Annotated in this window: 13 protein-coding genes; 2 read left to right on the top strand and 11 right to left on the bottom strand. The window is 70.7% G+C overall.

Translation table 11 applies throughout. The features are described from left to right. Window positions 1-20: 20 nt before the first annotated feature. The 9 genes from DMP23_RS21830 to DMP23_RS21870 form a co-directional block, all read right to left on the bottom strand. Window positions 21-668: a YdcF family protein gene (locus tag DMP23_RS21830; RefSeq protein WP_106961477.1), complete on the bottom strand. Its 648-nt coding sequence runs from the start codon at window positions 666-668 to the stop codon at window positions 21-23. A 63-nt stretch (window positions 669-731) separates the two neighbouring features. Further along, a complete protein-coding gene (locus DMP23_RS21835) occupies window positions 732-1,337 on the bottom strand; it encodes a response regulator transcription factor (RefSeq protein WP_337822359.1) in 606 nt (201 codons plus the stop codon). Next, window positions 1,334-2,563: a sensor histidine kinase gene (locus DMP23_RS21840; RefSeq protein ID WP_337822360.1), complete on the bottom strand. Its 1,230-nt coding sequence runs from the start codon at window positions 2,561-2,563 to the stop codon at window positions 1,334-1,336. The genes DMP23_RS21835 and DMP23_RS21840 overlap by 4 nt, the downstream gene beginning before the upstream one ends. Before the next feature lie 23 nt (window positions 2,564-2,586). Then, window positions 2,587-3,327 carry an ABC transporter permease gene (locus tag DMP23_RS21845; protein ID WP_337822361.1) on the bottom strand — a complete coding sequence of 247 codons (741 nt, stop codon included), beginning with the start codon at window positions 3,325-3,327 and terminating at the stop codon, window positions 2,587-2,589. Then, on the bottom strand, window positions 3,324-4,253 hold the full coding sequence (locus tag DMP23_RS21850; protein WP_337822362.1) for an ABC transporter ATP-binding protein: 930 nt from the start codon (window positions 4,251-4,253) through the stop codon (window positions 3,324-3,326). Before DMP23_RS21850 ends, DMP23_RS21845 begins: the two co-directional genes overlap by 4 nt. 150 nt (window positions 4,254-4,403) lie before the next feature. Then, window positions 4,404-5,792 (bottom strand): glycine--tRNA ligase, encoded by a 1,389-nt coding sequence (locus DMP23_RS21855; protein ID WP_037813558.1) that lies wholly within the window; start codon window positions 5,790-5,792, stop codon window positions 4,404-4,406. Window positions 5,793-5,877: 85 nt separating this feature from the next. Further along, on the bottom strand, window positions 5,878-6,537 hold the full coding sequence (locus DMP23_RS21860) for a class F sortase (RefSeq protein WP_337822363.1): 660 nt from the start codon (window positions 6,535-6,537) through the stop codon (window positions 5,878-5,880). Between the two features lie 408 nt (window positions 6,538-6,945). Continuing rightward, on the bottom strand, window positions 6,946-7,584 hold the full coding sequence (locus tag DMP23_RS21865) for a class F sortase (RefSeq protein WP_337822364.1): 639 nt from the start codon (window positions 7,582-7,584) through the stop codon (window positions 6,946-6,948). A 4-nt stretch (window positions 7,585-7,588) separates the two neighbouring features. Further along, on the bottom strand, window positions 7,589-8,698 hold the full coding sequence (locus DMP23_RS21870; protein WP_337822365.1) for a hypothetical protein: 1,110 nt from the start codon (window positions 8,696-8,698) through the stop codon (window positions 7,589-7,591). Between the two features lie 780 nt (window positions 8,699-9,478). Here DMP23_RS21870 and DMP23_RS21875 point away from each other — a divergent pair. Then, the gene (locus DMP23_RS21875; protein ID WP_337824431.1) at window positions 9,479-9,841 is read left to right on the top strand and encodes an ArsR/SmtB family transcription factor; all 363 of its coding nucleotides are present in this window, start codon (window positions 9,479-9,481) and stop codon (window positions 9,839-9,841) included. Window positions 9,842-9,843: 2 nt separating this feature from the next. Next, window positions 9,844-10,257, top strand: a complete 414-nt coding sequence (locus tag DMP23_RS21880) for a Fur family transcriptional regulator (protein WP_162473063.1) — start codon at window positions 9,844-9,846, stop codon at window positions 10,255-10,257. Between the two features lie 517 nt (window positions 10,258-10,774). On the opposite strand, the gene DMP23_RS21885 is transcribed toward DMP23_RS21880, so the two are convergent. Together DMP23_RS21885 and DMP23_RS21890 are read right to left on the bottom strand one after the other, a co-directional pair. Continuing rightward, the gene (locus DMP23_RS21885) at window positions 10,775-11,530 is read right to left on the bottom strand and encodes a TIGR03943 family putative permease subunit (RefSeq protein WP_337822366.1); all 756 of its coding nucleotides are present in this window, start codon (window positions 11,528-11,530) and stop codon (window positions 10,775-10,777) included. Continuing rightward, window positions 11,527-12,546 (bottom strand): permease, encoded by a 1,020-nt coding sequence (locus DMP23_RS21890; RefSeq protein ID WP_167754346.1) that lies wholly within the window; start codon window positions 12,544-12,546, stop codon window positions 11,527-11,529. The genes DMP23_RS21885 and DMP23_RS21890 overlap by 4 nt, the downstream gene beginning before the upstream one ends. Window positions 12,547-13,091: the final 545 nt, after the last annotated feature.

Consider the following 13,091-nt stretch of genomic DNA (forward strand, 5'->3'; position numbering starts at 1 on the left):
TAGGCGCGGGGACCGACAATTCAGCCCATCGTCGTGCCGAACAGGTCGTCGGCGGGCGACTTGGTCAGCTCGTAGAACAGCAGCGCGCCGGTTTCCCGGAAGATGTAGCGGACCTGCGTCGAGCGCTCCTGCACGATCGGCCCGCTGTGCGTCGGCGCGGTCCACGCCTCCAGCCCGAGGTCCTCGGACATCGTCCGCGACCGGTAGGAATGCCACGGATCGCTCACCAGCACCACCGAACGCCAGCCGCGCGCTTTCACCTGATCGGCGACCGCGCGGAGGCTGCGCAGGGTGTCGTTGCCCTCGCCGACCGGAAGCGTCGCGGCTTCCGGCACGCCGTGTTTGGTGAGCCAGCGCGCTCCCGCGGTCGCCTCGGTGTAGTTGTCGCGGGTCTTCTTGCCCCCGGCAGTGATGACAGTCTTCGAGACGCCGTCGGCGTAAAGCTGCCGCGCCTTCTCCAGCCGCGCGGTGAAGATCTCCGAGGGCTTGCCGTTGTACTGAGCCGCGCCCAGCACGACGATCGCGTCGGCCGGCGTCCGGTCGTTCTCGCGCGCGACCTGCCACACGCGGAACGCGGTGCCCCCGATGACCGCGACGAGGGCCAGCACCGCACCGAAAACGATGCGGCGCACCCAGTTTCCCGCAGTAGGACCTGTCCACGCCTCCATGGCGGCCATCCTCGCAGAGGCGCTGCCCGGCACTGGAAAGGCACCCCGATGTCAGATCGAGGTTTAAAGCCAGCCGCGTTCCTCCGAGAGCCGCACCGCCTCCGCGCGCGTCCGCGCACCCGTCTTCCCGATCGCCGACGACAGGTGGTTGCGCACAGTTCCGTCGGACAGGAAAAGAGACTTCGCGATGTCCGCGACCGTACTGCCGTCCTTGGCCGCGCTGAGCACGTCGCGTTCCCGCGCGGTCAGCGGACTGGTTCCCGTCGCGAGCGATTCCGCGGCCAGCGCCGGATCGACCACGCGCAGTCCACTGTGGACCCGGCGCACCGCCTCGACGAGCTGTTCCGGCGGCGCGTCCTTCACCACGAACCCAGCCGCGCCCGCGGCCATCGCCCTGGCCAGGTAGCCGGGGCGGCCGAAGGTGGTGCAGATGATCACCCGGCACGCCGGCAGCGCGGTCTTCAGCTCGGCCGCGGCGGTGAGGCCGTCCATGCCGGGCATCTGCACGTCGAGCAGCGCGACGTCCGGCACCGTTTCCTTCGCGGCGGCCACCACCTCGTCGCCGGTGCCGACCTGGGCCACCACCTCGATGTCGGCTTCCAGGCCGAGCACGGTGGCCAGCGCTCCGCGCACCATCGCCTGGTCGTCGGCCAGCAGCACCCGGATCACGCCAGTCCTCCAGCGGGTTCGGCCCGCACCGCGACGGCGGATCCGTCCGGGCTCGGCTCCGGGACCTCGGCCCGGACGACCCATCCTCCCCCGGGCCGCACCCGCGCCGTCACCGTGCCCCCGATCGCGGCCACCCGTTCGGACAATCCGCGCAGTCCGTTGCCCGGCACGACATCGCCCGTCGCGCGGCCGTTGTCCTCGACCTCCAGCCAGTCGCGCCCCAGCCGCACTCTCACCTGTTTCGCCCCGGAATGCCGCAGCACGTTGGTGATCGCCTCACGCAGCACGTAACCGAACGTGCTCTGCAATTCAGCCCGGACGTTGTCGACGGCGTGCGGCAGGTCGGCGTCCACCTCCGCCGCGCGCAACGCCGCCCGCGCCCCGGCGATCTCCGCGGGCAGCGACACCTCGCGATACTCCGACACCGTCGCCCGCACGTCCGACAGCGCCGAGCGCGTGAGCCCCTCGACCTCGCGGATCTCCTGCACCGCCCGGTCGATGTCGCCGGAGCTTTCCAGCACCCGCCGCGCCAGGCCGGACTTGACGGTGATCGTGGTGAGGCTGTGCCCGAGCAGATCGTGCAGATCGCGGGCGACCCGCTCGCGTTCGTTGGCGACCGCGAGCGTGCCGATCTCCTGGTTCGCCAGCTCCAGCCTGCGGATCACCCGGATCAGGTTGGACATGAAGAACATCGCCGACGTCACCGAGGCGACCGTGATGACGTCGGAGAGGTGCTCGGACAGATCCCCGCGCAGCCACAGGACGAGCACCAGCAGTCCCAGCGCCGTCCCGTTGAAGATCACCGACCAGGCGGCCGGGAACAGGAAGGCCAGCGTCGCGGTCGCGTAGAGCACGACGTACGGGCTGGCGTCGGTGACCAGCGCGCACACCAGGCCCAGCGCCAGCATGCCCGCGCCGAACCAGAGCTTCGCCCGCCGGGGCTGGCGGAACATCGCGGGAAACCAGGCGTAACAAGCCGCGTAGGCGTAGAGCAGCACGCCGAGCAGGATCCGGATCCCCAGCGGCCCGGGGTCCACGATCAGGCCCCGGGTGGCCGGGATCAGGAACGGCAGCAGGAACGCCGCGGAGAAGAGCGGCCAGCCGACCTTGTGCGGACCGCGCCCCGGGTCCGGCAGCGGGTCTTCCCACCAGGACGACCGGGCGTTGAGCCCGAACCGGTGCGCGGCGGGCTCGCCGGTCGTCACCTCCCGTCCCAGCGGCCACACGTCGTTCTCCCCTCCCCGCCCGGTCAAACCCGGGCACTGTCCTTACGGTATCGCCTGACCACGACAATCCCGAGCACGAGCGTCCAGGCGCCCAGCACGCCGATCGCCGTCGGCAGGCTCACGAGCAGCTGGTTCGCGACGACCGGCCGCACCAGCCCGAGGACCCAGTAGGTCGGCATGAGCTGCGCGACGTCGTGCATCCAGGACGGCATGCCCTCCAATGGGATCCAGAGCCCGCCGAGGAAGCCGACGCCGAGGGTGACGATCATGCTGATCGGCTGCATCGACTCCGGCGTGCCAAACTGGCCCAGCAGCAGTCCGAGCAGCACCAGCGGAATGGTGCCCAGGAAAATGCCGAGGAAGACCCGCAGCCAGCCCGCCGGGTCGAGGTGCACGCCCTGGGAGAAGGCGGCGATGACCGGCACCAGGATCAGCGCGGGCAGTCCGGCGAGCATCCCGGACAGCGCTTTGCCGCCCAGGTAGCCCGCGCCGGACAGCGGAGTTAGCCGGAGTTGCCGCTGCCAGCCGCCCGCCCGTTCGATGGCGAGCCGGGCACCGTTCGTGATGGCCGCGGCGAAGGCGCCGAAGGTCATCATGTTGACCATGAGCACGCCCGCGACCGCGACGTGGTCCGCCGCGGATTTGTCGGTGAACACCGTGGCCTGCAAGAGAAACATGATGACGGGGAAGGCGACGACGAAGATCAGGAACCGCGGCGAGCGGAACAGCCTGCGGGTTTCGACGACCAGGTAGGCGGGATTCATCGGACTGCTTCTTCCGTTTCGTCGGAGGTCAGGGAAAGGAACGCGCCTTCGAGGCCGACCGCGCCGACCTCGATGTCGCGCACGGCCGGAACCGCGGCGAGGAGCGCGCGCAAGGTGGTGTCGGAGTCCGAACTGGACAGTGCGACGCGCTCGCCGCGCAGTTCGAAGGAGGTGACTGCGGGCAGCGTCGAAACCAGCTGGTCGTCGACCCCGGCCGGCAGCACCGCGCGGATGGTGCGCCCGCCCGCGAGCGCGCGGACCTCCGCGACGGACCCGTCGGCGACGATCTCCCCGGCCCGCATCAGCACGACCCGGTCGGCGAATTCCTCGGCCTCTTCCAGGTAATGGGTCGCGAACAGCACGGTGCGGCCGGTGTCGGTGAACGAGTACATCGACTTCCAGAACTCGCGCCTGCTGCCGACGTCCATCGCCGCGGTCGGCTCGTCCAGCACGAGCAGATCCGGATTCGACACCAGCGCGACCGCGAAGCGCACCCGCTGCTTCTGCCCGCCGGAAAGCTTGTTGGCCCGCCGATCGGCGATGTCCTCGACCCCGGCGGCACGCAGCGCGTCCCGCACCGGCATCGGACGGCGTTGCAGTTTCGCGACGAGACCGACGGTTTCCCGCACGGTCAGGTCGTCCAGCAACGTGCCGCCCTGCAGCATCGCGCCGATCATCCCCGCGCGCACCGCGTCGGCGGGCGTCCGGCCGAACACCGAAACGGTGCCCTGGTCGGGTTTCGTGAGCCCCAGAATCATGTCGACGGTGGTCGATTTGCCCGCCCCGTTGGGCCCGAGCAGCGCCACCACTTCCCCAGGCGCGATGGTCAGGTCGACGTGGCTGACCGCGCGCACGTCCCCGTAGCGCTTGGCGATCCCGCCCAGCCGGATCGCCGCCCCCGCCGCGATTTCCTGTGTGTTGTCCATGGCATGAAGCCTGCCGCGCACGGGCGGCCGGTACGCAGGCCGAGCGTCACGACCCGACCGTGACAGGTGTCAGGGGCGCCGGGGGGCAAACGCCAAACGGCCCCTCCCTGCGGGTGCGGGAAGGGGCCGTCCGGGACGGTTGCGCGGCGGTCAGCAGCCGAGCAGGCGACCGGCCAGGTACGACTCGACCTGGTCGATCGAAATGCGCTCCTGCTTCATGCTGTCGCGCTCGCGGATGGTCACCGCGTTGTCCTCGAGTGTGTCGAAGTCGACCGTGACGCAGTACGGCGTGCCGATCTCGTCCTGGCGGCGGTAGCGGCGGCCGATCGCCTGGGCGTCGTCGAAGTCGACGTTCCAGTGCTTGCGCAGCCGCGCGGCCAGGTCGCGTGCCTTCGGCGACAGGTCGGCGTTGCGCGACAGCGGCAGCACCGCGGCCTTGAACGGCGCGAGCCGCGGGTCGAGGTGCAGCACGGTGCGCTTGTCGGTGCCGCCCTTGGCGTTCGGCACCTCTTCCTCGTCGTACGCGTCGACCAGGAACGCCATCATCGACCGGCCCACGCCCGCGGCCGGCTCGATCACGAACGGCCGGTAGCGCTGGCCCGAGGCCTGGTCGAAGAACGACAGGTCCACGCCCGAGTGGTTCGAGTGCGTGGTCAGGTCGAAGTCGGTGCGGTTGGCGATGCCTTCCAGCTCGCCCCACTCCTGGCCGGCGTTGAACGCGAACCGGTATTCGATGTCGACGGTGCGCTTCGCGTAGTGCGAGAGCTTTTCCTTCGGGTGCTCGAAGTGGCGCAGGTTCTCGGCCTTGATGCCGAGGTCCTTGTACCAGTCGGTGCGCGCGTCGATCCAGTACTGGTGCCACTGCTCGTCGTCGCCCGGCTCGACGAAGAACTCCATCTCCATCTGCTCGAACTCGCGCGTGCGGAAGATGAAGTTGCCCGGCGTGATCTCGTTGCGGAAGGACTTGCCGATCTGGCCGATGCCGAACGGCGGCTTCTTGCGCGAGGCCTTCTGCACGTTGAGGAAGTTGACGAAGATGCCCTGCGCGGTCTCCGGGCGGAGGTACGCGAGGCCTTCCTCCGTCTCGACCGGGCCGAGGTGCGTCTTCAGCATCATGTTGAAGTCGCGCGGCTCGGTGTACTTGCCGCGGGTGCCGCAGTTCGGGCACGGCACCTCGGACAGGTCGTCCTCGGTGGTGGTCTTGCCGGTGCGCGCCTCGAAGTCCTCGGCGAGCTGGTCGGCCCGGAATCGCTTGTGGCACGAGAGGCACTCGATCAGCGGGTCGGTGAACACGTTCACGTGGCCCGAGGCGACCCAGACCTGGCGCGGCAGGATCACCGACGAGTCGATGCCGACCACGTCCTCGCGGCTCTGCACGACGGTCTTCCACCACTGGCGCTTGATGTTGTCCTTCAGCTCAACGCCGAGCGGCCCGTAGTCCCACGCCGACCTGGTGCCGCCGTAGATGTCTCCCGACGGGAAGACGAAGCCACGGTGCTTGCACAGACTGACGACGGTTTCGATTTTGTTGGCGGGCACTCCACGCTCCGGACGCATGCGGGGACAGTTATCGGAAGGTCCAGCGTATCCGGCCGGTCCCGGGAGCCTCCGCGCAGGTCGGAGGTCACGAACGGGTGACCGGCGAGGCTGTCACGACCCGGTTGTCGTCGTAGCCCTCCTGGCCGCCCACGTAGTCGCCGCCGCACGTGACGAGCACCAGCCGGTGCGGGCCGTCGGGGTCGAAGAGCTTCGCGGATTCGGCGGCCAGGTCCGATTTGTGGATCGTGCGCACCTCGTCGATCTTGTACTCCCACTGCTTGCCCGCGGTGTCGGCGACGGTGACGACCTGGCCCGCCTTCATCTTCCAGAGCTCCTGGAACGGCCCGAACTTGCCCGCCCAGTTGACGTGCCCGGACAGCAGCGTGACGCCTTGCGCGGCGCCGAGGCCGGACCCCCACCAGGCCGCTTCGCCGAGGCTCTTCGAGATCGGCAGCGCGCCGTCCGCGCCGACCTCCTCGGCGATCAGCTTCGCCTGCCCGCCGCCGGGCAGCTTGACGGTGCCTGGGGTCTGTCCGGGGTCCGGCTGGGTGTTGCCTGCCTGGCTGTTTCCGGGCTGGCCGGCACCGACCTGCGCGGTGCCGGTCTGCTGCGGCGGCTGCGCCGAATTGTCGTTGCCGGTAAAGAAGATCAGCACGGCGGCGACGACCGCCGCCACCGCGACGACCGCGCTCACGACGATCACCGCGCCGCGTTTGCGTGCTGGCTGTGCCTGTGTCCCCTGCATCGTGCTCCCCTGGTCTGGAGGTTTCTCTGGGGAGACATGCGGTGGGGCGGGGATGAGGTTGCACGGATTTTCGCCGGGACGGCGGATGCGTTCGCGATCTTGGTGCTCGCGGGCGGTCGTGGATGAGGGGACCCGTCACGCGCGGCGGTCGTGGCGTGCTGGGCGGCGCAGTCGCGGCGCGGCCGCAGCGTGCTGGTGGGGCGGTGGCGGCGCGGCTGCAGCGTGCTGGCGGGACGGCGGCGCCGCGGTCGCGGCGTGCTGGGCGGGGCGGGGCGGGGCGGACCGGGGTCGCTGAAGCTCGGCCAGCCGGTCCCGCAGGTCTGGCGGTGCGGTGGCGGCGCAGTCGTGGCGTGCTGGACGGGGCGGGGTCGCTGAAGCTCGGCCAGGTGGTCCCGCAGGTCTGGCGGCTCAGTCCGGCCGGGAGACCAGGTCCGCTGTGACGATCCGGTTCTCGTCGTAACCCTCGGTGCCGCCGATGTAGTCGCCGCCGCAGGTGACCAGGACCAGCCGGTGCGGGCCGGTCTGGGCGAACCAGCCGGGGGCCTGCGCGGGCAGCTGTTCTTTCGGGATCGTGGTGGCGCCGGTGACGCGGTAGAGCCAGCGGCCGCCGGACGCGTCGACGATGCTGACGTTGTCGCCGGTGCGGACGCGCCACAGGTCCTCGAAGGGACCCTTCGTACCGGCCCAGTTGACGTGGCCGGACAGCACCGCCGCGCCCTGCTGCGCGCCGAGACGGGCGCCCCACCACGCGGCGTCGCCGAGGCCGCGCGGGATCGGCAGGATGCCTTTCTGGGTGATCTCGGTGCGCTTCAGCCGGGCCTCGGAGCCGTCGGGCAGCCGGATGCTGCCGGGGCGTTGCAGGCCGATCGCCTGGCCGTCCGCGGGCAGTTCGGCGGGCGCGCCGTCCTCGCCCGGCAGCGAGCCGGGCGGCGGGTCGGCGACGGCGACCGGGCTCGGCGCGGGCACCCAGGTCAGGACGATCACGCCGGCCGCGATCGCCAGGACGGCGATCACCGCCGACGCGACCGTGAGCACGGTGCGCGGCACGGCCCTATTCGCCGCGGGAGCGGACGACCCGCGCCGCGCGGCGCCGGCCGAGCACGATCGCGGCGGCTCCGAAGAGCAGCCCGCCGCCGAGCAGGCCGAAGCCGAGCGGCAGGCGCAGGTCGTCGGACGGCGCGGCGGCCTGCGGGCCGAGGTAGCCGGCCGGGACCTCGGTGGGCACGGTCGGCTGCTGCACGGTGCCGCCGCTGCCCGAGCCGTTGCCGGCCGCGGGGACGAAGTTCTTCGGGATCGAGCAGCTGACGCCGCCGAGCACCATGGTGGTCTGCACGTCGCTGAGCTTGGTGTTCTTGGCGTCGCGCGCGTGCGTGGTGATCTCGACGCGCCAGCCGGCCTGCGCGGTGACGTCGCCGGAGCGCCAGCCGTCCTGCTTGATCAGCTGGTCGAACGCGGAAACGCGGGACACGACGAGGTCGGAGGTGGTCTTGCCGGGGTCGCTCTGTGCCACGGAGGTGGGCGAGCCCATCTTGAGGCCGGTGACGCTGAGTGCCCCGGTGGCGGGCATCGCGACCTGCTTCAGCACGTCGTCCTCGCCGCGCACCCAGACGCGGGCGGCCGTCGTGGTGCCAGTGACCTTGCCAGGGCCGGAGCAGTCGACCGAACTGCGCGCGCCCTCGAGGACCAGCATCGTGTTGCCGACCGCCTTGAGCTGCTTGCGGCCGTTGTCGCGCAGCGCGTAGTTGGTCTCCGCGACGGCGGTGGGCACGTGCGTGGTCTGCAGCGCGGCGACGACCTGGTGGTCGCGGCTCGCGATGCCCTGCGGGTACGGGCTGACCGAGCTGTCCGCGTACTTGCCGAGGTCGATCTCGTAGTTCGGGCCGAAGGTATTGCGCTCGCCGTCGTTCTTCGGCACCGCCACGCGGTCCGTGCCGAGCTGCGACTGGCCCGGGGTGAGCGGGGACCGCTGGGTCTCGGTGATCAGCGCGCCGCCGTGCTGCGGGTCGCCGCCCAGGCGCACGGACGCCACGTTGGCGAACGACACCGGACCGGTCTTCTCGTCGACGGCCTGCCCGGCCTGGGTCTGCGCCGCGGCGGCCGAGGCCAGCGCCGGCAGTGCCACCAGGGCCGCCACCGCGGCCTTCGTCACGAAACGAGTCATGTCTCCCCACTGCCCTCCGGCAACCCCGAGCGATGCGCCACTGTACGAGACGCGACGAATCGCCCCCGAGACAACCTTGCACCGTTCGTCACGACTTGCGAAGCCGACAAGCCACATCTTCACGAACTCACCCGATCGGGTCAATCCGGAACGCCGGTCCCCCGGGCCCCGGCGATCACCGCGCCCGGGGAAGGGAACACTACGATGGCGGCGAAGGTTATCGGCAATGACATCCGGCTTCGGAAACGCCGTCCCCTGGTCGGCGCCCGGCCCTGGGACGCGGCGAGACGGAGCGGACGCGGGACGCGAGTGGAGGCAGCGATGACGTCGGCACCTTCGAGCGCCCTGTCCGACGGTATGGGGGCCGGGTCTCCGGGTTCGGCGGGTTCGGTTGCCGCGGGCTCGGCTGCCGCAGGCGCGACTGCGGCGACCTCGGCCGCGAACCACTCCGGCCCGGCAGAAGCGACTGCTGCAGACTCAGCCGCCCCAGCGTCGGCATCGACCGGCGGCGGTGAGGCCTCAGCAGCCCACGCAGCCGCGGACGAGACGACCGCCGCAGCTCCGCACTCCGCCACGACCGAGGCATTCGCAGAACACCACAGCCCGGCTGTGGGCGACTCCGACACCCCGGGACCGACGACGACCAGGAACGCCGAGGCCTCAGTGAAGAACGTTGCCGCAGACCACATCGAGGCAGACAGTTCTGCCGCTCCAGCTCCGAGCGCAACCGAGAACCCCGCGACTTCTGCGGACGAGGCCGCCGCCGACGGTCAGGCAGAACTGTCCGCGGACCCGCCGCATCCCGTCGACGCAGGCGGCTCGGCGGGGCGGCCCGCCAGTTCCGGGCCTGCGGTCATGCCTCCCGGCGTGCTCGCCGACGCCGGCGAACTGCTCCGGGCGCTCGCCGCTCCGGTGCGGATCGCTATCGTGCTGCAGTTGCGGGAGGCGGACCGGTGCGTGCACGAGCTCGTGGACGAACTCGACGTCGCCCAGCCGTTGATCAGCCAGCACCTCCGCGTTCTCAAGACCGCGGGCGTGGTCCAGGGCGAGCGGCGCGGCCGCGAGGTCGTCTACCGGCTGGTGGACGACCACTTGGCGCACATCGTCGTCGACGCGGTCGCCCACGTGCAGGAAGGGAAGTGACGATGTCCTCGGCCCCCAAACCGGTCCCGGTGCCCGGCCGGCGCTCCACGAAGCAGCGTGCGGCGGTGGTCGACCTGCTGAGCACCGTCGACGACTTCCGCTCGGCCCAGGAGCTCCACGACGAACTCCGCAAGCGCGGCGACGGCATCGGCCTGACCACCGTCTACCGGACGCTGCAGTCGCTCTCCGAGGCGGGCGAGATCGACGTGCTGCGCACCGACTCCGGCGAGGCCATCTACCGTCGGTGCTCGTCGCACCACCACCATCACCTGGTGTGCCGGGTGTGCGGGCGCACGGTTGAGGTCGAGGGTCCCGCGGTGGAGCGCTGGGCGGAGAAGATCGCCGCGGACCACGGGTTCACCGACATCAGCCACACCGTGGAGATCACCGGCACCTGCGCCGAGCACGCGAGCTGACCTTCGTCCGCGTCACGGCCCTCGTCGGCACCGCGGGCGTCGTCCGTGTCGTGACCTACGCTCGCGTCGCGGCCCTCGTCGGCATCACAGCCCTCGTCTGCAGCGTGGCCCACGCTCGCGTCTCGGCCCTTATCGGCGTCGGGGCTCGTCCGCACGTGACCCACGTTCGCGTCGTAGCCCTCGTCGGCCAGGCCCGTCGGGCAGGCGACCCGACCGGTGTCCGGCGGCGGAATCGCTCCGGGCTGGGCGGAGACGCGGGCGTCCAGGGGTCGGAGCAGGCTTCCGGCAAGCGGAGCCGCTGCGAGGCCGTCGGGCCGCGGGGTTTCGCAACTCTGAGGAACTCGGGCCGACCGTGGACGGGGTCCGTTCGAGAGCTGGTCAAGCGGCGGGCTTGAAACAGCGCACGAGCAGGACGCTCCGGGGATCAGCCGAAGAAACTCAGGTGCACCGGGCGGGCCGAGGCGGCGGTCCGCGTTCCGAGGCGGGTGCGGCGGGCGTGTCGGCGGCGTTGGTCCTCTCAGTATTCATACGGATCCTTCGGCGCGGTGATCCGTTCGACTGTCACCGGGACCAGGTCCGGCGTGTAGCCGTTGGCCTGGGTCGCGGTGCCCGGGACGATCTGGCCCGCGACGCGCAGCCAGGTGTCGCTCGGGAAGCGGTCGGCTCCGCCGCCTTTGAGGTGCACGGTGACGGGGGCCGCGTCGGCTGCGCAGCAGCTGATTACCAAGCGGGCCAACAGGGTTTGGCCTCCGGTGTGCACGACGAAGCCGGAGATCTCGACGGTGCGTCCGTTCATGGTGCCGTTGGCGTCCCAGCCCGCGCGCGTGACGACCTCGTTCATCGCCATCGGCACCACTGCTCCGGCGGGGAGCGGCGGGAACGCGGCTGCCGAGGTGGTCGCGGCGCTGGCGGGAAGGCGTGCTTCGGTGCGGGTGACCGAATCCGCGCCGAGTGCGGGCGGGGCTACCAGGAACACCGCCAGTACCGGGACGACGAGCAGCCAGGCTGAGCGCGCGGGGTGATGGTGGTGGCCGTGCGCGTCTGGATGTTCCGTGCCTGCTTCGGATTCGTTCGCTGCTTTCGCCGCGGCGCGTGCGGCTGCGATGTCGCGGATAATGGCTGTCGCGCCCAGCACGAGCATCACTGCGCCGCCCGCGATGATCCATGGTTGCTGGGCTGGTTTTACGTAGCGCAGGTAGTCGCCGTTGAGCGCGATCTTCACCAGGGCGCCGCCCAGGAGGATCAGCAGGACGTTTTGGGTTTCGCGCCTCATTGGACGCCTCCGAGGAAGATCACGCCCGCGACGGTCCCGCACGCGATCGCCACCACGAAGGTGACCGGAGCGAACCGTGCGGCGAAGGAACGGCCGAAAGTGCCAGTCTGCAAAGCGAAAAGCTTGACGTCGATGGCCGGGCCGACCACCAGGAACACCAACTTCGGCAGCAACGGCACGGCGGTGAGCGACGCGGCGACGAATGCGTCGGCCTCACTGCACAACGCGAGGACCACGGCTAGGACCGCCATCACCACGACGCCGACGATGATCTGCCCGGACAACACTTCAAACCACTTCGCAGGCACGAGAACGTTGAGCGAAGCGGAAATCAGCGCGCCGAGGACGAGGAATCCGCCTGCTTCCACGAGGTCGGTGCGGGCGGTTTCGGCGAATACGCGCCATCGCTGTCCCGATTCGACATCGGGCAAGCGGCGCAGCGCCCGTTCGGTGATCCAGGAGAGCTTGCCCCAGCGGGCCCAGATCCAGCCCATCACCATCGCGGTGGCGAGCGAGCCGGCGAACCGCGCGAACACCATTTCCGGACGGCCGGGGAACGCGACCGCGGTGGCCACCAGCACGACGGGGTTCACCGCGGGCGCGGCGAGCAGGAAGGTGAGCGCGGCGGCGGGTGCGACGCCTTGGCCGATCAACCGGCGCGCGACGGGAACCGACGCGCATTCGCAGCCGGGCAAGGCGACTCCGGCCAGCCCGGCGACGCCGACCGCCGCCGACGCTTTCTTCGGCAGCACCCGCTCCAGCGCGCGGGCGGGCACGAAGGCGGCGATCGCACCGCTGATCAGTACGCCGAGCACGAGGAACGGCAGCGCCTGCACGCACACCGCGACGAAGACGGTGGATCCGGTGCGCAGGGCGGGCACGTCGAAGAGGTCTTGGAGCTTGCTTTGCGCCAGGACCGCGACCAGCAGGACGGCGCACAGGATCTCGATGGAGCTGATCCGGAAGCGCCGCGTGCGAGGGCGTTCCTCGGCGGCGTTGTTGGAAAGGGTTTCCACGAAGGCGATGATGCCAGCCGGGTCCGACAGAACCCCAGCCGCCGGTGGTGCGAGGGGACCCCTCGCGCCGGTTTTGCGTGAATGTCACCCGATTGGGAGGGAGGAAGGGGCGGAAACGGGCGGCGGTGCGGGGATGGCGGGGTCGGGGCGGGGAGGCTTGGACGGAAGGGCTTGGCAGCGAAGCGGCGCACCGGGCGGGCGGTGAGAGAGAGCGGGGTCGGGGCGGGGGGCTTGGACGGAAGGGCTTGGCAGCGAAGCGGCGCACCGGGCGGGTGGCGGGGCTCCGCACGCAACCCAAGCCGGGACGAGTAGCGGAGTGGCCTGGACAGGAAAGCTTGGCAGCGAAGCCGCACACCGGACAGGCGACAGAGGTGCAGTCAAGCGTGCGACCCAATGGCGGAACTGCGTGAACCGAAGTGCTTGTCGGTGAACCGCCCTCCGAGCAAGGGGCAAGGCTCCGCACCCAGCTCACAAACCACACCAAAGACGAGTAGCGCAACAGCCAGGACGGACGAGCGTGGCGGCGAAGCGGCACACTGCGCAAA

Source organism: Amycolatopsis sp. A1MSW2902 (assembly GCF_017312175.1).
In the GTDB taxonomy this organism is placed as follows: domain Bacteria; phylum Actinomycetota; class Actinomycetes; order Mycobacteriales; family Pseudonocardiaceae; genus Amycolatopsis; species Amycolatopsis nivea.